29 protein-coding genes and 2 tRNA genes are annotated in these 22,978 nt (G+C 41.9%); 18 read left to right on the forward strand and 13 right to left on the reverse strand.

Annotation, left to right across the window (positions count from 1 at the left end):
- Positions 1–62 precede the first annotated feature (62 nt).
- Positions 63–737, forward strand: coding sequence for an SDR family NAD(P)-dependent oxidoreductase (locus CP948_RS08050; protein WP_096603226.1), 675 nt, complete (start codon positions 63–65; stop codon positions 735–737).
- Here CP948_RS08050 and CP948_RS08055 read toward each other — a convergent pair.
- Both CP948_RS08055 and CP948_RS08060 read right to left on the reverse strand, forming a co-directional pair.
- Positions 699–1,337 (reverse strand): TIGR01906 family membrane protein, encoded by a 639-nt coding sequence (locus CP948_RS08055; RefSeq protein ID WP_096603228.1) that lies wholly within the window; start codon positions 1,335–1,337, stop codon positions 699–701. The genes CP948_RS08050 and CP948_RS08055 overlap by 39 nt on opposite strands.
- Positions 1,337–1,831: a DsbC family protein gene (locus CP948_RS08060; protein ID WP_096603230.1), complete on the reverse strand. Its 495-nt coding sequence runs from the start codon at positions 1,829–1,831 to the stop codon at positions 1,337–1,339. Before CP948_RS08060 ends, CP948_RS08055 begins: the two co-directional genes overlap by 1 nt.
- Positions 1,832–1,914: 83 nt before the next feature.
- Here CP948_RS08060 and def point away from each other — a divergent pair, with 83 nt between their 5' ends.
- The 3 genes from def to CP948_RS08075 all read left to right on the forward strand — a co-directional run bounded on the left by def (position 1,915) and on the right by CP948_RS08075 (position 2,775).
- Positions 1,915–2,424: a peptide deformylase gene (def, locus tag CP948_RS08065; RefSeq protein ID WP_096603233.1), complete on the forward strand. Its 510-nt coding sequence runs from the start codon at positions 1,915–1,917 to the stop codon at positions 2,422–2,424.
- A gap of 7 nt (positions 2,425–2,431) precedes the next feature.
- The gene (locus CP948_RS08070; protein WP_245810121.1) at positions 2,432–2,698 is read left to right on the forward strand and encodes a septation protein SpoVG family protein; all 267 of its coding nucleotides are present in this window, start codon (positions 2,432–2,434) and stop codon (positions 2,696–2,698) included.
- Positions 2,699–2,775 (forward strand) — tRNA-Arg (locus CP948_RS08075).
- A gap of 9 nt (positions 2,776–2,784) precedes the next feature.
- Here CP948_RS08075 and CP948_RS08080 read toward each other — a convergent pair.
- On the reverse strand, positions 2,785–3,789 hold the full coding sequence (locus CP948_RS08080; protein WP_096603239.1) for a S8/S53 family peptidase: 1,005 nt from the start codon (positions 3,787–3,789) through the stop codon (positions 2,785–2,787).
- A gap of 47 nt (positions 3,790–3,836) precedes the next feature.
- Between CP948_RS08080 and CP948_RS08085 the strand changes: the two genes are divergently transcribed.
- From CP948_RS08085 to htpX, 6 genes are all read left to right on the forward strand, one after another.
- Complete coding sequence (locus CP948_RS08085; RefSeq protein ID WP_096603242.1) at positions 3,837–5,279, forward strand: RtcB family protein; 1,443 nt, start codon at positions 3,837–3,839, stop codon at positions 5,277–5,279.
- A 35-nt stretch (positions 5,280–5,314) separates the two neighbouring features.
- A complete protein-coding gene (locus CP948_RS08090) occupies positions 5,315–6,901 on the forward strand; it encodes a S1 RNA-binding domain-containing protein (RefSeq protein ID WP_096603245.1) in 1,587 nt (528 codons plus the stop codon).
- Positions 6,901–7,197: an HU family DNA-binding protein gene (locus tag CP948_RS08095; protein ID WP_096603247.1), complete on the forward strand. Its 297-nt coding sequence runs from the start codon at positions 6,901–6,903 to the stop codon at positions 7,195–7,197. Before CP948_RS08090 ends, CP948_RS08095 begins: the two co-directional genes overlap by 1 nt.
- Before the next feature lie 9 nt (positions 7,198–7,206).
- A tRNA-Pro gene (locus CP948_RS08100) sits at positions 7,207–7,279 on the forward strand.
- A gap of 34 nt (positions 7,280–7,313) precedes the next feature.
- Positions 7,314–7,514: a 50S ribosomal protein L35 gene (gene rpmI, locus CP948_RS08105; protein ID WP_096603249.1), complete on the forward strand. Its 201-nt coding sequence runs from the start codon at positions 7,314–7,316 to the stop codon at positions 7,512–7,514.
- Positions 7,515–7,587: 73 nt separating this feature from the next.
- Complete coding sequence (htpX, locus tag CP948_RS08110; RefSeq protein ID WP_096603251.1) at positions 7,588–8,457, forward strand: zinc metalloprotease HtpX; 870 nt, start codon at positions 7,588–7,590, stop codon at positions 8,455–8,457.
- Here the strand turns inward: htpX and CP948_RS08115 are convergent.
- Genes CP948_RS08115 through namA form a run of 5 tightly spaced genes read right to left on the reverse strand, consistent with a single transcriptional unit; the run spans position 8,448 to position 13,479 of the window.
- The gene (locus CP948_RS08115; RefSeq protein ID WP_096603254.1) at positions 8,448–9,200 is read right to left on the reverse strand and encodes a sulfite exporter TauE/SafE family protein; all 753 of its coding nucleotides are present in this window, start codon (positions 9,198–9,200) and stop codon (positions 8,448–8,450) included. The two genes, htpX and CP948_RS08115, sit on opposite strands and share 10 nt — an antisense overlap.
- Complete coding sequence (locus CP948_RS08120) at positions 9,197–9,817, reverse strand: nitroreductase family protein (RefSeq protein WP_096603256.1); 621 nt, start codon at positions 9,815–9,817, stop codon at positions 9,197–9,199. The genes CP948_RS08115 and CP948_RS08120 overlap by 4 nt, the downstream gene beginning before the upstream one ends.
- Before the next feature lie 22 nt (positions 9,818–9,839).
- Positions 9,840–11,957, reverse strand: a complete 2,118-nt coding sequence (locus tag CP948_RS08125) for a xanthine dehydrogenase family protein molybdopterin-binding subunit (protein ID WP_096603258.1) — start codon at positions 11,955–11,957, stop codon at positions 9,840–9,842.
- On the reverse strand, positions 11,954–12,412 hold the full coding sequence (locus CP948_RS08130; RefSeq protein ID WP_096603261.1) for a (2Fe-2S)-binding protein: 459 nt from the start codon (positions 12,410–12,412) through the stop codon (positions 11,954–11,956). Before CP948_RS08130 ends, CP948_RS08125 begins: the two co-directional genes overlap by 4 nt.
- A gap of 11 nt (positions 12,413–12,423) precedes the next feature.
- Positions 12,424–13,479, reverse strand: coding sequence for an NADPH dehydrogenase NamA (namA, locus tag CP948_RS08135; RefSeq protein ID WP_096603264.1), 1,056 nt, complete (start codon positions 13,477–13,479; stop codon positions 12,424–12,426).
- Positions 13,480–13,566: 87 nt separating this feature from the next.
- On the opposite strand from namA, the gene CP948_RS08140 reads away from it, so the two are divergent.
- Complete coding sequence (locus tag CP948_RS08140) at positions 13,567–13,914, forward strand: winged helix-turn-helix transcriptional regulator (protein ID WP_096603267.1); 348 nt, start codon at positions 13,567–13,569, stop codon at positions 13,912–13,914.
- Here CP948_RS08140 and CP948_RS08145 read toward each other — a convergent pair whose 3' ends face one another.
- Positions 13,915–14,160 (reverse strand): hypothetical protein, encoded by a 246-nt coding sequence (locus tag CP948_RS08145; protein ID WP_096603270.1) that lies wholly within the window; start codon positions 14,158–14,160, stop codon positions 13,915–13,917.
- A gap of 77 nt (positions 14,161–14,237) precedes the next feature.
- Between CP948_RS08145 and CP948_RS08150 the strand changes: the two genes are divergently transcribed.
- Entirely contained in the window at positions 14,238–15,665 is a 1,428-nt protein-coding gene (locus tag CP948_RS08150) for an acetyl-CoA carboxylase biotin carboxylase subunit (RefSeq protein ID WP_096603273.1), read from the forward strand.
- Here the strand turns inward: CP948_RS08150 and CP948_RS08155 are convergent.
- Positions 15,653–16,402, reverse strand: coding sequence for a hypothetical protein (locus CP948_RS08155; RefSeq protein ID WP_096603276.1), 750 nt, complete (start codon positions 16,400–16,402; stop codon positions 15,653–15,655). The genes CP948_RS08150 and CP948_RS08155 overlap by 13 nt on opposite strands.
- 9 nt (positions 16,403–16,411) lie before the next feature.
- Positions 16,412–16,729 (reverse strand): rhodanese-like domain-containing protein, encoded by a 318-nt coding sequence (locus CP948_RS08160; RefSeq protein ID WP_096603279.1) that lies wholly within the window; start codon positions 16,727–16,729, stop codon positions 16,412–16,414.
- A 106-nt stretch (positions 16,730–16,835) separates the two neighbouring features.
- Between CP948_RS08160 and CP948_RS08165 the strand changes: the two genes are divergently transcribed.
- Genes CP948_RS08165 through CP948_RS08175 form a run of 3 tightly spaced genes read left to right on the forward strand, consistent with a single transcriptional unit; the run spans position 16,836 to position 19,844 of the window.
- Entirely contained in the window at positions 16,836–17,693 is an 858-nt protein-coding gene (locus CP948_RS08165) for a COX15/CtaA family protein (RefSeq protein WP_096603282.1), read from the forward strand.
- A complete protein-coding gene (gene cyoE / locus CP948_RS08170) occupies positions 17,687–18,568 on the forward strand; it encodes a heme o synthase (RefSeq protein WP_096603285.1) in 882 nt (293 codons plus the stop codon). The genes CP948_RS08165 and cyoE overlap by 7 nt, the downstream gene beginning before the upstream one ends.
- 4 nt (positions 18,569–18,572) lie before the next feature.
- Complete coding sequence (locus tag CP948_RS08175) at positions 18,573–19,844, forward strand: cbb3-type cytochrome c oxidase subunit I (RefSeq protein WP_096603288.1); 1,272 nt, start codon at positions 18,573–18,575, stop codon at positions 19,842–19,844.
- An 87-nt stretch (positions 19,845–19,931) separates the two neighbouring features.
- Here CP948_RS08175 and CP948_RS08180 read toward each other — a convergent pair whose 3' ends face one another.
- Positions 19,932–20,384: a nucleoside deaminase gene (locus CP948_RS08180; RefSeq protein WP_096603291.1), complete on the reverse strand. Its 453-nt coding sequence runs from the start codon at positions 20,382–20,384 to the stop codon at positions 19,932–19,934.
- Between the two features lie 75 nt (positions 20,385–20,459).
- On the opposite strand from CP948_RS08180, the gene CP948_RS08185 reads away from it, so the two are divergent.
- Both CP948_RS08185 and lipA read left to right on the forward strand, forming a co-directional pair.
- A complete protein-coding gene (locus CP948_RS08185; protein ID WP_096603293.1) occupies positions 20,460–20,675 on the forward strand; it encodes a pantothenate kinase in 216 nt (71 codons plus the stop codon).
- A 3-nt stretch (positions 20,676–20,678) separates the two neighbouring features.
- Positions 20,679–21,506 carry a lipoyl synthase gene (gene lipA / locus CP948_RS08190; protein ID WP_096603296.1) on the forward strand — a complete coding sequence of 276 codons (828 nt, stop codon included), beginning with the start codon at positions 20,679–20,681 and terminating at the stop codon, positions 21,504–21,506.
- Here lipA and CP948_RS08195 read toward each other — a convergent pair.
- Positions 21,476–22,861 carry a mannose-1-phosphate guanylyltransferase/mannose-6-phosphate isomerase gene (locus CP948_RS08195; protein WP_096603299.1) on the reverse strand — a complete coding sequence of 462 codons (1,386 nt, stop codon included), beginning with the start codon at positions 22,859–22,861 and terminating at the stop codon, positions 21,476–21,478. The genes lipA and CP948_RS08195 overlap by 31 nt on opposite strands.
- On the opposite strand from CP948_RS08195, the gene CP948_RS08820 reads away from it, so the two are divergent.
- Positions 22,860–22,978: 6-carboxytetrahydropterin synthase (locus CP948_RS08820; RefSeq protein ID WP_180764111.1), on the forward strand; the 119-nt coding region annotated here is incomplete at its 3' end. The two genes, CP948_RS08195 and CP948_RS08820, sit on opposite strands and share 2 nt — an antisense overlap.

Raw genomic sequence — 22,978 nt, forward strand, 5'->3', positions numbered from 1 at the left:
GAGTGAGAAGTTAGACACACATTTCTCTGCTGAGCGTATAGTGGTCTTATTATAATAACCTGATGAGGGTAGTGATCACGGGAGGAAGCAGAGGCATAGGGAAGGCTCTTGTAGAGAAATTTGTAAAAGAGGGACATATGGTATGCACATGTTCAAGAAGTGAGGAGAGTCTAAAGACCCTATGGGAAGAGTTGGGACGCACAGACAGGTTAATGTTCAAAGGGTGTGATGTAGGCAACAGATTTTCCGCTAAGGAGTTTATAAGTTTTTGTAAAGATAGGATGCAAGAGTTTCATGTTCTTATAAACAATGCGGGCATTCTTGGACTGAGGCAAAGTATAGAAAACTACCCAGAAGATGTGTGGGAGGAGGTTATAAGAGTGAACCTAAACGGTGTGTTTTACATAACCAAGTACGCTATACCTTTTATGAAAGACGGAGGTGTGATAATAAACCTCTCCTCAGGTGCAGGTAAAAAGCCAGCACCTTACTGGGGAGCTTATGCGGTTTCTAAGTTCGGTATAGAAGGTTTTTCCCTTTTGTTGGCTGAAGAGCTAAAGCACAGAGACATAAGAGTGTATGCCTTCAATCCAGGTGCTACGAGAACAAAGATGCGAGCTGATGCTTATCCTTATGAAGACCCAAACACTCTTAAACCACCGGAAAAAGTAGCGGATTTTATTATAAAGCTTGTAAACCTACGCCCACCCTCTGGCTCTATCGATTTTTATGAGTAGAAAACCTACTCCCTGTAGTACAGAGCCCAAGATAAAACTTAAAGAGCCTACAAAAAGGGTAGCATCAAACCAAAACTTCATGGGATAAACGCGCAACAACATATCGTCATCTTTGAAGCGCCAAGAATAGGGATCAAACACATAATTATGAAAAGTGGTAAAGAGCCAGTCGTAATTTATTAGGGATATTAAAAATATAATCAGCACTAACCCTTGAGTTATTCCGCCAGATATTATAAGTACCTGCCCTATGTTCCTTTTACTGCCTAAGGACAATGTTAAAAACAGCCACAGAACTCCAAGAACATAAAGAGTAGGGAACAGAAAAGATAGAAGCTCTTTTACATCTTCCATGTGCTTGATCTCTCTTTCCCCAAAAAATCCACTTCTTTTGAAGTCTTTCATACCTTCGTCCGAAAGAACTGCTCTGAGTCCTAACTTGGCGATCCGAAGTCTTACCTCATTACTAAGCCCCCACCTATCTTCTGGAAAGTCTTTCTTGGAATACTCCCAACGAACAAAAAACTCTGTAAAGGCTAACCTAACAGAGAGCAATACGGTAAGTACCGGTAGCGTAAGAATAGCCAGCAGTTTCCTCATTAAAAACCCAATTCCGTCAGCAGATTTGGGTTATATCCTTCTATCACTTTATAGTTTTTCAGGACTATGTTGTAGGGAGTTGACTGAACACCAAGATTTTGGGCTATCTTTATGTGTTCGTAAACCAAACTGCACTCCTTTACCTTGGGCGGTTTGCCGTCAAACTTACCCGAGAGCACCTCATCAAGGGCTTTTAACCTGTTCTTACTGCACGCTATGTAAAAAGCTTTAGGATAACTCTCGGGAAATTTTTTAAAAGGTAGCAAAAATACATAAATTTTTAATTTGTGAAGATAAGGTCTTAGTTCTCTCCACTCTTGCCTACAGTGGGGACAATCCGGATTTATAAAGGTAATGAGCTTTTTACTTCCACTTCCTACAATGACAGCTTTATTCAGCGGTATTTCTTTCACCTGCTCTTTAACAAACTCAGAATATAGGTCTGCAGAAAACACAGGCACTAAGAGTAAAACTATCAAGGCAAAGACTAACATAAAATTAATTTTAACACCCTTTAAGCTTTTTTACCCTATTTAAAGCTTGAAAGATGACACAAAAGGCATATTTATTTTATTCTATGACAAGGGAGATACTGAAGTTTCCACACCCAGCCTTAAAAACACCTACCAAGAAGGTGGATATTATAGACAGAGAACTGCACGAGCTTATAAAAGATATGTTTGAGACCATGTACCACGCGGAAGGTGTTGGTCTTGCTGCCAACCAGATAGGTGTAGATCTGAGTGTTATGGTCATAGACACATCAAAAAAGGAGGGAAGTCCCCCAATAAAAGCGGTACTCATAAACCCAGAGATACTATCCACGGAGGGGCAGATCAAATACAGAGAAGGTTGCTTATCTTTTCCGGGATTGGTGGTAGAAGTAAGCAGGTACAGTAAAGTTAAGGTAAAGGCTCTTGACCTTACAGGAGAGGAAAAGATATACGAATTTGAAGGATTTCCAGCTATAGTGTTTCAGCACGAAATGGACCACCTGAATGGTATAACCTTTATAGATAGAGTCAGTGGTGTGAAAAAGCGCCTGGCTCTTGACAAATATGCCAAGCTACAAAAAGAAAGAGTATAAAGAACTTATGAATGTCCAAGTAGTAAAGTTCTATCCCTTTGAAACATCCTTGAAAAAACCCAGACTTTTGGGTTATGCAGATGTAGAATTAAACGGACTTATAGTGCTCAGAAACATAAAGCTTTTTGAGAGCAAGTACGGGGGATACTTTATACAACTTCCCGAAATACAAAAAGACGGGAAAAGCTATGCCATAATAGATATAAAGTCAAGAGAACTTCTTGAGAGCATAAGGAGGGTCATAGTAGACTACTATAAAGAAAACTTCTTGTAAGTGCCCTTAGCTCAGATGGACAGAGCGTGGGTTTCCGAAGCCCAAGGTCGGGGGTTCAAGTCCCCCAGGGCACGCCAAAAAGAGCTCTAAGGACTCACCAATTTACCTGCATAAATGGCAGACGAAAAAGAAGTTCCTACAACTTTGCCTACGGGTGTATGTATATCTTTATACTCTTCCATCGCCTTTGCTTTTCTGCAGATCCTTTCAGGAAAGCAAGGTTTTCCCGCTACAGATAGCACTTCTTCAAGCCTTGCAGGAAAAGGAAGCTCCTCTGAGGGAACATTTCCCACAGGCGCCACAAAAACAAAACCTTTTAAAGACATGCCCTTTATTATAAAGGCAACTATTCTGTCTTCCCTATCAGTGCCAAAGGACATGTTAACAACCCTTATTCCCCTTCTGAATACATCCAAGAGAGCCTTTGATATACTCCAGCCGTCGCAAACATTTTCCGAACATACCCTATAAAGAGCCACCTTTGCACCTTTCTGCTTGTGTACCAAAAAGGCAACTGCAGTTCCGTGTTTTTCTGCCTTGTAGTTATCTTTTCTTAGGTTCTTCACAAAAAAGACAGCATCTTGGAGCTTACTCTCATCTGCGCCCGTGTCTAATACCGCAACAACACTAAGGGATGCCTCCTGCTTTGTTGATGAGCCAAAAGCTTCTGATACATCTCCGTAAAGCTCGTACAGGTAGTTAGGTTCAAGAATCAGCACTCTGTCCTTTAGCTTTTCCTCCAACTTTTGGCTTTCCTCTTCCCATCTTATGAGAGAGAGCGTATAGCCCTCAAAGACTTCCCTATCTATCACCTGTAAATCTGGTGGTAGCTTTGCGGTGTGAAGAGCTATAAACTCAAAAGGCACAAAAGCCATTCTCGGAGGTTTTGAAGGTTTTGAAAAAACCGCTTTTGTGATGAAAAGCAGTAGGCTTGCTCCAACTAATCCAACAAGAACAGCACCTAGCCCAGAACTGCCTCCCCCTTGAGGTGGCTGAGGTTGTGGCTTTGGCTCACCTGGAATAGGTACAACTATTGTCTGGGCATGTAGGATGGAAAAAGCTACCAGCAAAGCGAGTATCTTCCTGCCCATGTCAAGGATCTTAACACACCCAGGAAAAAAGCTATAATTTTTAAGTTATGGGTCTAAAAGAAGCGCTTGTTCGCCTTTCTGATTATGTTTATGTGTTGAAAGAAAACACTATAATAGGTCAAAGGGTTCCCGTTTACTTCTATATAAGCGACAGGCTTTTTGAACACCTTGAAGAGGATGCCATAAGACAAGCAGCTAACGCTGGTACCCTTCCAGGCGTTGAAAAAGCTATATATGTGATGCCAGATGTACATGTAGGCTATGGTTTTCCTGTAGGTGGGGTTATGGCGGTAAACACACAAACAGGCATCATAAGCCCTGGGTCTATAGGATACGACATAAACTGTGGTGTTAGACTAATAGCTACAAATCTTTCAGAGGAAAGAATACTTCCCATAAGGCAGGAGCTAATGCAAGAGATATTAAACAAAGTACCAGCAGGTGTTGGTTCAAGAGGAAGGTTAAAACTATCAAAAGAACAACTTAAAGAGGTTGCTATAAAAGGTGCAAGGTGGGCAGTGGAATACGGTTTTGGTTTTGAGGAGGACCTTATGCACATAGAAAGTTCAGGAACACTTCCTGATGCAGATCCGGATAAAGTATCAAACTTTGCATATGAGAGAGGCTCTGAAGAATTAGGAACAGTAGGTTCAGGAAATCACTTTGTTGAAATACAGGCGGTTGATGAGATATACGACGAAAATACCGCACAAAAGCTCGGCATTAGCATAGGACAAGTGATGATTATGGTACACTCTGGTTCAAGGGGATTTGGACACCAGGTGTGCGTAGATTACCTAAAAGTTGCAAAGGACGCTTTAGATAAGTATAAAATACACATACCAGATATGCAACTCGCGTGCATGCCCTTTAGATCAGAAGAAGGACAGAACTACTTTAAAGCCATGAACTGTGCAGCAAACTACGCCTTTGCCAACAGGCAGATACTGGGTTTTATCACCGCTGACACTTTAAGGAGGTTTCTTGGTATATCGTGGGAAGAGTTAGGCTACAGAGTAGTGTATGACCTTGCCCATAACATAGGAAAGGTAGAGAGGTATAAAATTGACGGTGAAGAGAAGGAGCTTTTAGTACACAGAAAAGGTGCAACAAGAGCCTTCCCTCCTTACAATCCAGATGTACCACCGGCTTACAGGGATGTAGGTCAACCTGTGCTTATACCCGGTGATATAGGCAGGTATTCTTTTCTTCTTGTGGGTGCGCCCAAGAGTATGGAAATAAGTTTTGGAAGTGCGTGCCACGGCGCTGGTCGGCTGATGTCTAGAACAAAAGCCAAGGAATATGCAAGAAAAGAGGGTATAGAGAAAGTACTTAGCGGTCTTGTGGTGGTTGCAAGGGGAAAAGGTACCATTATGGAAGAGATACCTCAGGCGTACAAGGATGTGACAGAGGTAGTTAAAGTTGTAGACGCTCTTGGAATAGCAAAGCTCGTAGCAAGACTAAAACCCCTTGGGACTTTAAAAGGTTGATAGGTGTATTATAATATAACCTTCTGGAGGAACTTATGGGCGAATTTGAAAGACTACTTGAGAAAAGTCTTGAAGAAGCAAAAGAGATAAGGAGGGGAGAAGTAATACCTTGTAAGGTTATAAAGGTGGACGATAGAAATGTATATGTGGACATAGGCTACAAAGTGGAAGGAATAATTCCAAGGGAAGAACTTCCTGATGTAAAGGAAGGAGATCAGATAAAAGCAGTGGTGATAAAAATAGCGAGGGGAGGCTCGCCCATACTTTCCTACAAGAAGTACATAGAGGAGAAGTATGTATACTTTTTGCGCTCCGCTTACGAGAAGGGAAGGTTCTTAACAGGAAAAGTTAAAGAAAAGACCCAAGAAGGTTATACGGTGGATATAAATGGCATTAGTGCCTTTATGCCCTATAACGAAGCTGGTAGAAGGATTAAGGAAGGTTCAAGAGTAGTGGTAAAGATAATAGAATTTCAAAACACAAAGGAAGGTATAAAACTGAAGGTATCTCAGAAAGCCTACTTGGCACAGCAAGAAAAGCGCAAAAAGGAAAGGCTTTTGGAAAAACTAAAAGTTGGTGATGTAGTGGAAGGCAAAGTGATAAAAATAGACCCAGAAAAAGGCATAACCTTATTGGTTCAAGGAGTTCTAAGAGCGTTCCTTCCAAAGGAAGAGCTCTCGTGGGGTAGAGATAAAAATCCTTACAACTATGCGGAAATAGACGAAAAACTAAGGGTGAAGGTAAAGCGCATACCCAAAGATGGCGAGTTCATATTTGTGAGCTTAAGAGAAATGAAGGAAAACCCTTGGGAAAAGATAAAGGATAAGATAAACAAGGGAGATACCGTATCTGGTAAAGTAGTAGAAATATCAGAAAGAGGGTTGGTGGTAGAAGTACAAGAAGGTGTAGAAGGTTTTGTACCCAAGGAAGAGATATCTTACGACGGTGAGGTAAATTACAAGAAAGGTTCGGAAGTAAAGGCAAAGGTATTGGAATTTGAACCTGCAAAGAAAAGGTTGATCCTTAGCATAAAGAGAGCTTTGCCAAAACCTTGGGAGGAGTTTTTCAAGAAACACCCCACAGGTAGTAAGGTAATAGGTACTGTGGAACGAATAGAGGGTGCAAAAGCTATAGTAGACTTAGGAGGTGGAGTAAAGGGTGTAATACACAGAAGTGATCTGTCTTGGGTAAGGCCTGGCAGGATAGAGGAGGTACTCAAAGTTGGTGAGCAAAAGGAGTTTGCAGTCCTTGCCATAGAAGGCAGGTTTATAAAGCTTGGACTAAAACAGTTAACGCCTAATCCTTGGGACCTTATAAAGCAAAGGTACCAAGTAGGACAAAAAGTAATCCTAAGGGTAAAGTCCGCTCACCCTTTTGGTGTTTTTCTTGAGTTTCCAGAAGGCTTAGACGGTCTTTTGCCCCTTTCTGAGATACCAAAAGGTACTGAGATAAAAGAAGGCTCAGAGGTAGAGGTTAAGATACTTGAAATATCTCCAGAGGATGGAAGAATAACGCTGACCATGAAAGAAGATAAAGAGGAGAAAAAGGAGGAGGTCATCACCACATCTTCTGAGAGTGGTTTTACCTTGGGAGACATACTTAAAAAGAAGATGAAACTATAATGGCAAAAAAAAGCATAGTAGACCAAATCTGGAAAGAGGGTAGTGTTTCAAAAAAAACTCTCTACAGTATGCTCAATTATGTGTTTGATCTTATAAGCAAAGCTCTTCAAGAGGGACAAGAGGTTAAGATTTCCAGTTTTGGAACTTTCAAAGTTAGACAAACCAAAGATAGAAAAGGGAGAAACCCAAGAACTGGTGAGATGAAAGTCATAAAGGCTAAAAGAACAGTACAGTTTAAGGCAAGCAAAAAGCTGACCGTAAGGTTGAACATGCTGGTTAAAAAGTGTAAAATTTAGTTTAAGCAACGGGGTGTGGCGCAGGTGGAAGCGCGCTGGCATGGGGGGCCAGAGGTCACGGGTTCAAGTCCCGTCACCCCGATTTTGTGGTATAATGCGTATCAGGAGGCAAACTCATGGCAAAGGTGAAGATGAAGACTAACAGATCCGCAAAGAAGAGGTTTAAGATAACCGCAAAGGGTAAAATAAAGAGGTGGCGTGCAGGTGGTTCTCACTACAACACTAAAAAAGCAAAGGACAGAAAGAGAAGGCTCAGGAAACCCACCCTTGTGAGTAGTGGCTGGGAAGATAAGGTAAGGGGGCTTTTGAAGGAATAAACTCTTGAAATAAGGACTCTAAAGGAATAATTTATTTCTTATACTCTAAAGGATATCTCGTGGAGGAAATAGTATGGGTTATATGATAAGGACGGTTATACTTTTGGGTGTTCTAACAGGCCTTTTCCTTTTTGTGGGACATCTGATAGGTGGCAAAACAGGTATGACAATAGCTCTTATACTTGCAGGTATTATGAACTTTATAGCCTATTGGTTTTCTGACAAGATAGTTCTGTCCATGTACGGCGCTAGGGAAATAAGCTACGAAGAAGCACCATGGCTTCACAGAATAGTGGAAGAGCTATCACAGAAGGCTAATATTCCTAAACCGCGCATCTATCTTGTTCCCATGGAGCAACCTAATGCTTTTGCCACAGGAAGAGGTCCAGGACACTCTGCGGTTGCGGTAACATCAGGTATACTGCACCTTTTGGATGAGGACGAGCTAAGAGGTGTCTTAGCGCACGAGATTGGTCATATAAAAAACAGGGATGTCTTGGTTGCTACCATGGCAGCAACTATAGCGGGTGCCATATCCTATCTAATAAACATGTTCCAGTGGATGCTACTTTTTGGAGGAGGCAGGGATGAGGAAGACAGGGGAGGATGGGCAGGATTGGTAGGTAGCCTTTTACTTATCATCCTGACACCTATTATAGCCATGATCATACAGATGGCTATATCAAGGTCAAGGGAGTATTTGGCAGACGAAACGGGTGCCAAGATAAGCGGTGATCCTCTTGCTCTTGCGAGAGCTCTTGAGAAAATACACAACTATGTTTATCAAATTCCTGCAGAAGTCAATCAAGGCACAGCTCATCTTTTCATAGAAAATCCCTTGTCTGGTGAAGGTATATGGGAGCTCTTCTCCACACACCCATCAACGGAAAAGAGAATAGAAAGGCTCAAAGAGCTCGCCAGAAAGATGGGAGTTTATGCGTGATAAGAGTTTAGGAAGAAGAAAAGGGAAAGCAAAAACCCCCACAGTACTACAAACAGTTTGACTTTTTTTCTATCAAATCTTAGGGATAACCTTGCACCCGCATAACCACCCAACGCGAAACCTAACATCATCAAAAAAGCATAAGACCACAACACATGCCCGCTAAAGAGGAAGTATACAGAAGCTATGCCGTTTATAGTCATACCTAATATATTCTTTATACCGTTGGCTATGTGTATGTCTGCTATTCCCACCATTCCTAAAGATGCGAGCATAATTATCCCTATACCTGCACCAAAGTATCCACCATACAGGGCTGTAAGAAACTGGGCGATAAACACCAAAGGATAGGATCTGCCTTTTAGGTGAACCTTTGTCCATGTGATAAGCTTTTCGTTGAGCATCAATAAGATGGTTGCAAAAAGTATGAGAAAGGGTATGAGTATTCTAAAAGTGTTTGAGGATGTTTTTACAAGAAGGTATGCGCCAGCAAAGCCTCCCAATATGGATGGTATGAGTAGCGCTTTTAAATGTTCTTTACCTTTCTTTACATGATCCCTAAAACCTAAAGCGGAAAAAAGACTTCCCGTCCAAAGGGATACTGTATTGGTTATGTTGGCTGAGATGGGATCTGTTCCAAGCCATACAAGCACAGGGAAAGTAATAAGAGTCCCACCTCCTGCCACAGCATTGGTAGCACCAGCAAGAAAAGATGCCACAAGCACCACTAAAAACTCTGTCATACTATCCTGCCAAACTCCTCAAACTTAAATCTGTAAGCTCTTGGAAGAAGTTTTTTTGTTGGGTCCTTGTAGCCTATAGCGAGGATCATGGGAACTATTTTTTCCTTGTCTATGTTTAGAAATTCCTTTAGAAGAGTCTCATCGAATCCTTCCATGGGGTGAGTTTCAAGTCCGTAAGCCCTTGCCACTATCATAATAGTCATACCAAAAAGTGCAGTATCCCTTATGGCTTTCCTCTTTGCTTTTTCCTTATCTTTCCAACCTTCTAATATCCTCTCTCTGAGGGTATCCCTGTTTTCTGCAGGTATGTAGCCTAAGTCTATCCAGCTATCTAACACCCTATCCACATGTTCAAAGCCCGCTTTAGTATTGGCGATAAGCACTATGTTAGCGGACGCATCTTCTACCTTCTGCTGTCCGTAGCATATCTCTTTGAGCTGTTTTTTCTTTTCTTTATCTTTAACAACTATGACTTCCCAAGGTTGTAGGTTGTATCCAGAAGGAGCAGTTGCGGATATCTCAAGTATTTCTTTTATTGTTTCGTCAGGTATATCTCTTGTAGGGTCAAAGAAAGTTATAGACCTTCTTTCCGTTATAAGTTTTAGGCATTCCTTCATATCAAAAAACCTCCTTGAGAATTTACAGAAGTGATTTTATAACTTCTGGCGCCATTGGTAGGTTGTTTATTTGTATGCCATAACCCCAGAGCAGAGCGTTTGCAACAGCAGGAGCCACGGGTGGAAGTGCGGGTTCTCCTACGCCACCCATAGGTCCATCACTTTTTACAATGTGAACCTCTACCTGAGGTGCTTCCGCCATGGTAAGTATGGGATAGGTGTCAAAGTTAAGACTGCTGGGTCCATTCTTAGAAAAGCTCACTTTTTCCTTTAAGGTAGCGCTAAGACCCATTATAACAGCACTTTCTACCTGAGAAACAAGAAGGTCTGGATGTACTACTAAGGGTCCTATATCTATGGCACATACTACGCGATGAACCTTTATCTCTCCTGTGTTTTTATTTAGGGATACTTCCACCACCTGCGCCACATGACTGCCAAAAGAGTAGTGGTAAGCAAGACCCATAGCCTCTCCGTACATTGGTCTTTTGCCCCAACCTGCTTTTTCTGCCACCACCTCTATGACCTTCTTAGCTCTCTCATGGTTTTTTAAAAGCTCTAACCTTAACTCCACTGGGTCCCTTTTTCCTAAATGCGCAAGCCTGTCTATGAATGTTTCTAAAGTGAAAGCGTTGTGAGTGCTACCAACAGATCTCCAGAACCAAACAGGAATAGGAAGGTCCACCTTTACGAACTCCACATGCACATGAGGAATTTCATAAAACATGTTCTCTATACCTTCTACCGCTGCCCTGTCCACCCTTGAGGGTCTTCCTGCCCATTCAAAAACCGCTGGGACCGCTATTTTGTGATAAAGAGCGACTACTCTTCCTTTTTCGTCCAACGCTCCTTCTAAATGCGTTGCGTTCATAGGTCTGTACCAACCAGACTTTACATCATCTTCCCTTGTGTAGATGAGCTTTACCGGTTTTTTGAGTTTTTTAGATATCTCAAGGGCTTCTTTTACAAACTCTACATTGGACTTTCTGCCAAAACCTCCACCTAAGTAAGTGGTGTAGACCTCAATCTTATCCTCTGGCAACCCTGTGATGCTCTTAGCAGTCTGTAATGTCCATGTTTGAGCCTGAACAGGAGCGTATACTGTGCATCTGTCTTCCTTTACATCCACAACGCACGCCATAGGCTCCATGGTCGCATGGTAAAGGTACGGAAGCAAGTACACTGCAGAGATTTTTCTTTTAGTGTTCTCAAGTAATAAAGTAGGGTTTCCATCTTTTCTTGCCACTACTCCTTTCTTCTTTAGCATATCAAGGTAATACTGACTTAACCTTTCGTCGTCAAAGCCTTCTAACGGACTTTTTGTCCATTCTACTTTTAGCTTTTCTCTCCCTTTTAGTGCACCTTCTACTGTTTTGGCACACACCGCAACACCACTTGATATGGTAAAAACATCCAGAAGGTCTTTTATCTGACGAGCTTGTGAGTCATCCACGCTTTTTACCTTTGCACCAAAGTATGGAGGTCTTTCAACAACCGCATAAACCATGTCTTTTAATCTAACATCTATACCGAATATAGCTTTACCTTCAACTTTTTCTTGGGTGTCTATACGCGGGACACCTTTGCCTATGTATATAAACTCGGAAGGTTCTTTTAACCTCACTTGTGTAGGTATGGGAAGTTTTAATGCCTTCTCCCAAAGCTCACCATAACTTACTTTTTTGTTTGCATAGCTTACATAACCCATCCGTGCTTGCAGTTTTTCTTTTGGTACTTTCCACTCGCGCGATGCACTCTCTAAGATCATCTCCTTCACAGATGCACCAAGGAGTCTTAAGAATTCGTACATATTTCTTACGCTGGTGCTTCCGCCTGTGAGCTGTGATCCCATCTTTTTGTCTATGTAAACATCCCTTGCGGGTGCTGATTTTACTATAACCCTATCCCAAGGAAAGTCCAGCTCATCAGCTACTATCATGGACAAACCCGTATAAACGCCTTGTCCCATCTCTGACTTGTTCACCAAAAGCATAAGATAATTATCTTTCGTTATGCTTGCCCACAAGTGAGGTTTAATTTGTGGGTTTTCGGAAGCTTTCACAAGCTTAAATCCTTCAGGCAAAAGGACAAGACCCAAACCTAAACCGCCGAGCTTTATAAGGTCCCTTCTGGTAATCATGCTTTTACCTCCATGAGCTTTTGTGCCCTTTGAATGGCTTTTAGTATCCTTCCGTAAGTTCCACACCTACAGAGGTGAGAGGACATAACGGAGATGATCTCTTCTTTGCTTGCTCTTGGGTTTTTATTAAGGAGCGCATAAGCTTCAACTATCTGTCCCGGCTGGCAATAACCACACTGTGGTACATCAAGTTCTATCCATGCACGCTTTACTGGGTGATAAGATGGAATGCCTTCTATGGTGATAATCCTCTTTCCTTTTACTGAACCAACAGGAGTTATGCAAGAGCGTGTAGGATTCTCTTCCACGAGGACGGTACAAGCACCGCATATACCCTTTCCGCATCCAAACTTGGTGCCAGTAAGGCCTATGTGTTCCCTTATTACCCAAAGGAGAGGTGTATCCTCCTCTACATCTACCTTGTAGTGCCTTCCGTTTAGATAAAGCTCAACCATACTTCACCTCCTTAAAGCCATGCTCTTATATACTGTCTTGGTACTTCAGGCTTTAGTCCTTTACTTTTTGCCCACCTCATAGGTAGATAAGGGTCTCTCAAAAACTCTCGTGCAATGGCAACAAGGTCTGCCCTTGAGTTTCCTATTATTTCTTCTGCTTGTTCGTAGGTGGTTATGAGTCCTACGCTCATGGTTTTTATGCCTACCTCCTTTTTTATTCTTTCTGCATAAGGTACTTGAAAACCTGCATAAGCATTAACTTTTTCTTCTTCAACTATACCACCCGAAGAGCAGTCTATAACATCACAACCCTCTTCTTTTAGTGCTCTTGCCAGATGGATGCTATCTTCTAATGTCCAACCACCTTCTACGTAGTCAACGCAGGAGAGTCTCACAAAAAGTGGCATACTGTCGGGAATGGCTTTTCTTACTGATCGTACCACTTCTATTAAAAACCTCTCCCGGTTTTCCAAACTATCACCGTAGTTATCAGTTCTTTTGTTAGAGATGGGAGATAGAAACTCGTGAAGGAGGTATCCGTGCGCAGAATGGATCTCTATTACATCAAAGCCCGCATCAACCGCTCTCTTTGCTGCATTAACAAAAGCTTTCTGAACTTCTTGTATGTCTTCTTGCTTCATTTCCTTAGGAACAAGCCAGTCTTTTCCGTAAGGGATTGGACTGGGTGCTATTGCATGCTTTGAGCCTTTTAATTTTTTCTTCTCTCTTTCCCAAGGTGCGTAGTCTTCTGCTTTTCTTCCAGCGTGAGCCAGCTGTATGCCCACCTTAGCACCAAAAGAGTGGCAAAAATCCACAATCCTCTTTAGGCCTTCGATGTGTTCGTCCTTCCATATACCAAGGTCCAACGGAGAGATCCTTCCTCTTGGTTCTACAGCGGTAGCTTCGGTGAATATAAGGCCTGCACCACCCACCGCCCTTGAACCCAAATGAACCAGATGCCAATCGTTAGCAAAACCATCTTCTGAAGAGTACATACACATAGGAGAGACCACCAACCTGTTTTTTAAGGTGATTCCACGAATTTTAAGGCTTGAAAATACAGTCATAACCAATATTCTACCAAACAAGGATTTTCTGTCAAGTACTTACAGTTTTGTGATATACTTACAAAAAAGAAACTAAAGGAGGTGCTAATGAAAGAATGTCCCATAGAGCTAACATTAAATGTCATAGGTGGCAAGTGGAAGTTTCTTATCATAAAAGAGCTTATGGCTGGACCCAAAAGGTTCTCACAGCTTCAAAAATCTATAAAAGGCATAACTCAAAGAATGCTAACTAAACAACTCAGAGAGCTAGAGCGTGATGGTATAGTAAACAGAATACTTTACCCTCAAGTTCCACCAAAAGTAGAGTATACCTTAACACCTGTGGGCAAAGAGCTTAAAAGCGTGCTATCAGCTTTACACAGTTGGGGACTTCTGTATATGCAAGAAAATGGGCAGGGGGTAAGCTCGGGTTGTGAAACCGAGTGGCTCAAATAATTAATCGTCCCAATCTTTCCAGTGCTTCCAGTGTTTGTGCTTGTGAATGATGATTACCCTTTCCACCGGAACATAGTAAACGGGAGGAGGATAATATGGGCGGTAGACTACAGGCCTTTCTACATAAACTATCCTTTCTGGGCAGTAATGAGGGGCACCTAAATTTACACCTAAGGAGAAGAAAACTCTGTCGTGCGCCAAAGATACACCTGAAACCAAAAGAAAAGCTACAATTAGCTTTCTCATGGTAATACCTCCTATTCTTAAATTTAGCGCTGTTTTTATGAACCAAAAATGAAAATAAAGTGTATTATTTTAAAGATATGTTTAAGAAAGTCTTGATAGCAAACAGGGGTGAAGTGGCTCTCAGGATCATAAGGGCTTGTAAAGAGTTAGGCATAAAAACTGTTGCTATTTACTCAGAAGCGGATGCAAGATCCCTTTATGTAAAGAAGGCAGACGAGTCTTACCTAATACCTGGGGATCCCATATGGGCTTATTTGGATTATGTGAGAATAGTGGACCTTGCCAAATCTGTAGGGGCTGATGCCATACATCCCGGTTATGGTTTTCTTGCAGAAAATGCTGAGTTTGCAAAGTTCTGCCAAAAGAGGGGTATAACTTTTATAGGTCCTAAACCAGAACACATAGAGATCTTTGGGGATAAGGTTAAAGCTAAAAGCATGATGAAAAAGCTTGGTATTCCTACTGTTCCTGGTGTAGATGAACCCTTAAAAGACCCTGCGGATGCACTACACTACGCTAAGGAGATAGGCTTTCCCGTCATACTAAAATCCGCATACGGTGGAGGGGGTAGAGGTATGAGAGTGGTAAAAAGCCAGGAGGAACTGCCCAAACTTTTTGAGTCCGCTTACAGGGAAGCAGAAACCTTCTTTGGCAAAGGGGATCTCTTTATAGAAAAGTACTTGGAAAATCCCAAGCACATAGAGGTTCAGATTATAGGAGACAAATACGGCAATGTGGTACATCTTGGAGAGAGGGACTGCTCTATACAAAGAAAGCACCAGAAGATTATTGAGATCACGCCGTGTCCCGTTTTACCAAAAGATATAAGAAGTAAAATGCTTGGACTTAGTGTGCGTGCCATGATGCAGGTGGGATACGAGAGTGCAGGTACTCTTGAGTTTCTCGTAGACCTTCAGAAGGGAGAGTTTTACTTCATAGAAATGAACACAAGACTACAGGTGGAGCATACCATAACGGAAATGGTCTCAGGCATTGACATAGTAGAACACATGATAAGGGTCGCTTACGGAGAACCTCTACCCTTTACTCAAAGTGATATAACTTTTAGAGGATACGCTATAGAGTTCAGGATAAATGCAGAAGACCCCAAAAGAAACTTTGCACCGGCACCTGGGAAGATCACCGCATATTACTCACCGGGAGGTCCAGGCGTCAGAATGGATGCGGGCGTTTATAAGGACTTTGTCATTCCACCTTATTACGATTCCATGATAGCCAAACTGAGCGTGTGGGCTCTCACATGGGATAGGGTTATAGCAAGAGCAAAGAGAGCCATAGATGAGTTCATAGTAAGGGGTGTCCCTACTAACATACCCCTACACAGAGAAATAATAAGAGATGAGGACTTCATAAAAGGATACTTTGGCATAAAGTTTCTTGAAGAGAAGCTCCCCACATACGATTTTGAGATAGAAGATCAGAAAAATCCTGAAGACATAACCTTAGCCATATCCGCCGCTATAGCTTCTTATTATGGACTGTAAGCGATGCTCACCCCAGGGCTTTCAAAGCCTAGCTTATTTTTCACTTTAACCGTATAAGTGGTCTTCTCTTCTGGTAGATTATCTTCGTACATGTAAGCCTCTGTACTTCCTACCTTTTTACCGTTTTTGTATATGACAAACTCACTGAAAAGCTCATCAGGAGTGTAGGACCAAAAGATGTATATTTTGCCAGACACTACCTGATATTCAAGCCTTTGAACATCTTTTATGGGTGGTGCAGGTTTGGAAGCTATGCAAAACTCGTAAGGTTGGCTCTCCTGCCCTTCCACCACACCCGTTATAGCGTAGCATCTTTTATAGTAATCCTTGCCTATCTTATACTCTCCTTTGAACTCCACTCCCTCTGAAAGTCTTACACTACCATCCAATACGGGATAAAGCCTGTAGGAAGGAAAGCCTTCCGCTCTTATGAGAACACTCTCTTGGTCCTCCCTAATATAAACTGCCGGTTTTGTTTCTACGGCTCTCTTGACGCAGAACTTTTCGGTGCGTCCTCCGAGTCTTTTCACCTTAAAGCAAAAGGCAGAACTCTGTTCTTTTACAAACCACTCTCCTGATTTTTCAAAGCCTTCTACCTGGATCTCACCTTGCAAAGACTGCACATAAACCTTACTTCCTATTCTTTTTACTTCCACTACGGGCTCTGGTAGTGGCTGAGGATTAGTCTTTACACCACACGAAAGGAGAAGTAAAGGAAGTAAGAAAAGGTATAGCATTTAAACATATTAACCCATACCGCTTTCCTTCTCATAGGGCCAAAGCAGAATACCTCCTGCCAAGTTGTAAGCCTCATAACCCATGTGTCTTAAAAAGTAGGTAGCGAAAGCACTTCTTTCACCACTTCTGCAATAAACTATGTACTTTTTGTCCTTAGGAAGGTCTTTATAAGCGTAGCGAAGTTCGTCTAAAGGTATGAGCTTAGAGTTGGGTATTCTGATCTGCACGTGTTCTTGAGGTGTTCTTACATCAAGCAGTACAACATCTTTATCTTCTTGTAGCATTCTCTTTGCCTCTTCGTAAGAAACTTCCGGAACCTGAAACATGCCAAACCTCCTACAAATATTATTATATACAAAAATTCTTATAAACTGTATTTATTGTTCTAACCTTTATAAAAGCATCTTATAATATCCTTATGGAGGAGCTAAAATGCAAAGAGTTCTGCTCATCCTTGCAATAGTATTTACTTACGTAGTTATGGTATGGGGAGGGATGGTCAGATCGTCAGATTCGGGGCTTGCCTGTCCCAGCTGGCCTTTGTGTTATGGGAACTTTGAACCTCCCAAGGATACCGCAGCGAAACTTGAGATGGGACACAGGACAGTGAGTAGTCTTGCTGGCATGTTTACCTTGCTGAGCTTTTTATATGTATGGAGGAGAAACAAAGGCACTCCAAGACTTACTTCTGGCTTAGCTCTACTTTTTACCTTCAGTGCAGCGTTCACTGGTATGAAGATGATAAAAGGTGAAACACCTCATCTTAAGTATATTTCCCACATGCTTTTAGAATCCATGCACATATACGAATCCATGATAATACTAGGTTTTTTGGTGCTTACCTACAGGCTTATTTACAAAGAAGGCCATCAAGAAGGTATACCCTTATATGCTTACGTGTTTGCCCTTGCTACTATGATAACTGGTGTGCTGGTAAGGTATACAGCTTCTGGTGAAGCTTGCGGACACGAATGGCCTACATGCAACGGAAGCCTTATACCAGAATTTACCAATTGGAAAGTGACTCTTCAGTTCATACACAGAAACTTAGCTTATATCACGTGGCTTGCCTTTTTACTCGCCCTTGTGTCCAACTTTAACAGAACTACCCTTTTAGCTTTTGCCTTCATAAACTTACAGTTCTTGTTTGCCATATCTATGGTACTCACAGGGTTTTTCCTACCCTTGAGCTTTATGGACACAGCTATGGGATTTTTCCTGTTTGCTTGGCTAACTTACCATGTGCAAGTTAAACCTACAATAAATACAAAGGTTAGAGAGGCATGGTAGTGAAAACAGTGGTAGCCTACAGAAACTTAATTAGGGATTATATCCTCCTTACAAAGCCTGGTATAGTGGTGCTTGTGCTCATCACCTGTTTGACAGGTATGTATCTTGCGGCAAAGGGCTTCCCAAGTCCCTGGCTCGTTTTTTGGTGTTTACTGGGTACTGGGCTTGCGTCTGCCGGCTCAGCGGTTCTCAATCAGTTCTTTGACAGGGACATAGATGCTATTATGTCAAGGACAAAGAGCAGGCCTCTACCTTCTGGAAGCGTTAGCCCTCTGAGTGCCCTTATCTTTGGTTCCATTCTTCTTATTACATCTTTTTACATAATGGCTGTTTTTATAAATCCTGTTGCTACTTTCTTTACCCTAACCGCATCTTTTTTCTATGTAGTGGTTTACACGCTGGCTCTTAAAAGGAGAAGTCCTTTGGCTACCGAGATAGGTGGCATTTCTGGTGCTCTCCCTCCTGTTATAGGTTATACCGCAGTTACTGGGAAGCTTAGCATAGAACCTCTTATACTCTTTTTAATAATGTTTGTGTGGCAACCTCCCCACTTCTGGGTGCTTGCAGTAAAGTACGCCGAAGATTACAAGAAGGCTGGAGTGCCCACTCTCCCTGTCGTGAAAGGTATATTCCAGACAAAAGTAAGGACACTCTTTTATACCGCAATGCTGTTTCCTCTAAGCCTGCTACCTGCACTTTATGGTATGGCAGGTAAGGTCTACTTTTTTACCGCTTTTGTTCTTAGCTTTATATACCTCATCTTAACGCTGAGATTTTTCTTCTCTAAGAGTTCTAAGGGTATGTTTCTCTTCTTTTACTCTATAATTTACCTTGCTCTTCTTTTCTCCATGATGGTTTTTGACATGACAAGGTGAAGACATGGATAAAAAGTGGTTTCTTCTTTCAATAGTTTCCTTAGGTCTGGGTGGTTTTCTTGCCTTTGTAGTAGCCATGGCAAGGACCCCGGGTGTGTATAAGTATTTTCCGCCTGGATATTTCTATTACGCTCTCATAGGACATGTGGACCTTGCTATAGTAATATTCCTTTTGTCTTTCACCATACTCATCTGGAGCAGGACATACAAAAAGGATCTCAAATTAGCTTTTTACCTGTCTTCTTTGGGTTTTGTAGGTGTGGCTTTATCTGCCTTTCTTGGAAAAGGCATTGCGGTATCCAACAACTACTTACCTACTATAGTGCATCCCCTTTTTCTGAGTGGGATAGCTCTTTACTTTTTGGGTTTTACCCTTTACGCTCTTTATGTTTCAAAAGAGGCTTTGCTTACTTTGTTTTCCAAAGATCCCACTAAAAACTCTGTGGCTACGAGCGTTGTACTTGGTCTTCTCATGATGTTTGCAGTGATACCCTCTTACCTGCGGGCTGGTGATCCTTCTGATACTTACATATTTTACGAAAGACTCTTTTGGGCACCTGGACACATACACCAGTTTCTAAACGGTGCTGTACTTCTTTATGCTTGGTATTACCTCCTTCGTCTGCTGGGAAAAGAAAAAGAATTGGGTTTTTTGAGATTCGTAAACCTCTCCTTTTTGTTCTTTTCCTTCCTTATGCTCTTGGTACCAGTCTTTTACTCAGACCCCATATCAAGAGATGCCAAGATATTTACAGAGATCAGTTATGCCATAGGTCTTGGTATTCCTATGTTCTTTCACGCTTTTAACGTAGTAAAAGACATGAAGTTAGACTGGAAAAACCCCTTTTCTTCAGCTCTTTTACTTTCCCTTTGTCTTTACTTCCTTGGGGTGCTCATAGCCTACGCAGGTATAAAGGCTGACCTGAGAGTCCCGGCTCACTATCATGGAACTGTAACGAGCCTCACTTTGGCTTTAATGGCTATATCTTACAGACTTGTGCAGGAGTATGGTTACACTAAAAAGCTAAATGCTTTGACAAAGTTTCAGCCTTATCTTTACGGTTTAGGCATGATAATGTTTATACTGGGCCTTTACTTTGCAGGGAGGGAAGGAGCACCCAGAAAGACTTACGGTACAGGCTACACTCAGGACCCTACTGTGCTGTTTTCCTTGATGGTAATGGGTTTGGGAACTATGATGGCAGTCATAGGTGGTGTGCTGTTTGTCCTTTACATTTTAAAGCAAGTAGTGTCGTACCATGAAGATAAAGGATGATAAAGCTATAGCAGTTGCCATATCCCTCTTTGCAATAGTACTCATAACTTACTTTATCACCATAATAATAGCTTATGTGATTGCTAATCATCGTTGATCTCTCAAATTTTTAAAAAACTTCTTTATCAGTTCCTGCGCCTCTTGAACTGGCAGATACTCCCACCTTACTCTATGATTGAATCTTGTGTCGTCAAAAAGATTGTATAAACTCATCACACCCCCGTGCTTATAATCCTGTGCTAGAAAGATAACCCTTTCTACCCTCCTGAGTATCATGGCATAGCTACACATTACACAGGGTTCAAGGCTAACATACACATGGCATCCATAAAGGTACTTCTCACCAAGATGCTCAGATACAACGTTAAGGGCTAACATCTCCGCATGGGCTGTTGGGTCTTTTAGCTTTTCAACACAGTTATGAGCCTGTGCTATTACCTCATTATCTTTTACCACTACGCAACCTACTGGAACCTCTCCTAAGTGGTAAGCTTTTCTGGCTTGCTCAAGGCAGAGCTCAATAAAGTATTCTTGAGACATGTTATTAAATGTACCTTAGATCATGGTAAAGGAGAAGCCTTGAGCTATAACTTCATAGACAAGGAGGTAGGTAATATGAAGAGAGTATACACTAAGGAAGAGCTTGTAAGAAAAAATATTTACATGCAGGGCTCTAAAGAGATCCCTGATAGCATAGAGGTGGGCGAGGAATTAATAGTGGTGAAAAAAGGACAGCACAGCCTTGAGATTCCTGTAAATTCCATGCGCGGAAAAGCTATTTTAGACAGACTTTCCTATAAGGGAGAGCTAACACAGGAGATATACTTATAACTTATGAACAAACCCAGGTTATTGCTATCAGAAACACACGCTGTTAAGAAACTGTTAAGGGACCTCAGGCTCAATACCGTGTGTGAAGAGTCCCGTTGTCCAAATATTTCTGAATGTTTTGGCTCAGGGACAGCTACCTTTATGATACTTGGAGATATATGTACGCGTGGATGCACCTTTTGCAATGTGTCCAAGGGCAAACCTAAAGGTATTGACGAGCAAGAACCCTACAGACTTCTTGATGCTGTAAAGAAGCTGGGACTCAAATATGTAGTCATCACTTCTGTAACCAGAGATGACCTTCCTGATGGAGGTGCAGAGCATTTTGCCAAGTGTGTAAGCATACTAAAAAAAGGCATAAAAGATATAAAGGTAGAGGTATTAGTACCTGACTTTAAAGGTTCTGAGGAGGCGCTAAGAAAGGTTCTTTCTTCTGGACCTGATGTATTAAACCACAATGTGGAAACAGTGCCAAGACTCTACAGAGCTGTTAGGAAAGGAGCAAGCTACAAAAGGAGTCTTTACATATTAAAGAAGAGCAAGGAGCTTTTCCCTCACATAAGGACTAAGTCTGCCATCGTCTTAGGTTTTGGCGAGACAAAAGAAGAGGTGGTTTCCGTGATGCAGGATCTCAGAAATGTAGAGTGTGATTTTCTTACCATAGGACAGTATTATCAACCATCTTTTAAACATCATCCAACGGTTAAATATTACACATACGAGGAGTTTGAGGAGCTAAGGCGGATAGCTCTGTCCATGGGATTTAAGTATGTAGCCAGTGGTCCAAATGTGAGAAGCTCTTACAAAGCCTTTGAATCTGTAAGTATCTGATCATCCTCTCCAAGATACTCACCAACACGCACCTCTATAAGTTCAGCGGGAATAAACCCTGTATTTTTTATGGAATAAGCCTGAGCTTTACCTATAAAGAAATTTTCACCCGTGCTGGCATACCTTTCGCTGTCCTTTAGCCTAAAAAGGAGTGTTCCTTTTAGAACCATCCAAGTTCTTGTGCTGTGCATGTGCATGTAAGGTCCCATCTGTCTGTTTGGGTAAATGGTGAGTTTGTATATCTTGTAGGCTTCCCCTTCGTCAAGAAGAAGCCTTTTGCCCCATCTTTCGTGCACTTCCACATGGTACTTAGCTTCCCTCCTTCCCATTTTTTTTAGCACACTTACCAAGTCCTTTACTTTGTGCGACATATCTCTTTTTATAACAAGCAGTGCATCTCTCTCTTCCACTACCGCTACATCTTTAACTCCTACAAGAGCTAAGAGCCTTTCCACACTATATGCCAAGGTGTTTTCTGTATCCATACACAAAGTGTTGCCCACGCATACATTACCGTTATTATCTGTGGGAAGCACCCTGTAGAGCCCTTCAAAAGAACCTATATCGCTCCACTCCACATCCATGGGTATTACTGCCCCCCTCTTTGTTTTCTCCATCTCTATGTAGTCAAAGGCTATCTCTGGAAGTTTTGAGTAGTTTTCCATAGTATAGTGGAAGCCCTTTTGTGCCCATTGCCAAAGTTCAGGTGCGTTTGTTTTGAATTCTTCAAGCCCTACTTTTAAAGTGAAAGCAAAGTTGCCCGAGTTCCACATGTAAGAGCCTTCCTTTAAAAAATCCTGTGCCATCTTATAAGAAGGTTTCTCCACAAAGCAGTCTATCCTATACGCGCTCAAGTCATCTTCTGATAAGAGGGTCTCTCCCAGTTTTATGTACCCAAAGTTTGGGTCTGGATAAGAGGGCTTTATGCCAAAGGCTACTACATAGCCCATCTTGGCTAATTTTTCACCAAAGCTAAGATACTGCGCATACCTTTCTTCTGGTTTTACATAGTGGTCTGACGGTATAACCAGCAAAACCTCATCTTCTTTTGCTGAAAGTTTCTCAAGAGCAAACAACATCCCAAGAAGTATGGTCGGTCCAGTATTTTTCTTTTCTGGCTCTAATATAAGAGAATAGCCTTCGTAAGGATAAAGGTCATTCCTAACATGATACTCGTACTCCTCAGATGTAGCAACTATTATATCTTTATGATCCACAAGCCTTAAAAGTCTTTCGTAGGTAATGTGTAGGAAAGATTTATCCCCCAATATTTTGAGAAATTGCTTAGGATAGGTTTCCCTTGATAGGGGCCAGAGCCTCGTGCCACTGCCACCTGCCATTATAAGCGCTTTCATGCGTTATAATTATACGACGCCGTGGACTCTTGTAGTGAAGAGAAAGTTCAACGCTGCTCACTTTCTGACGGATTATCATGGCTCTCCAGAACCTCTGCACGGACACACTTGGGAGGT

Origin of the sequence: Hydrogenobacter hydrogenophilus (assembly GCF_900215655.1) — a bacterium.
GTDB lineage: Bacteria > Aquificota > Aquificia > Aquificales > Aquificaceae > Hydrogenobacter > Hydrogenobacter hydrogenophilus.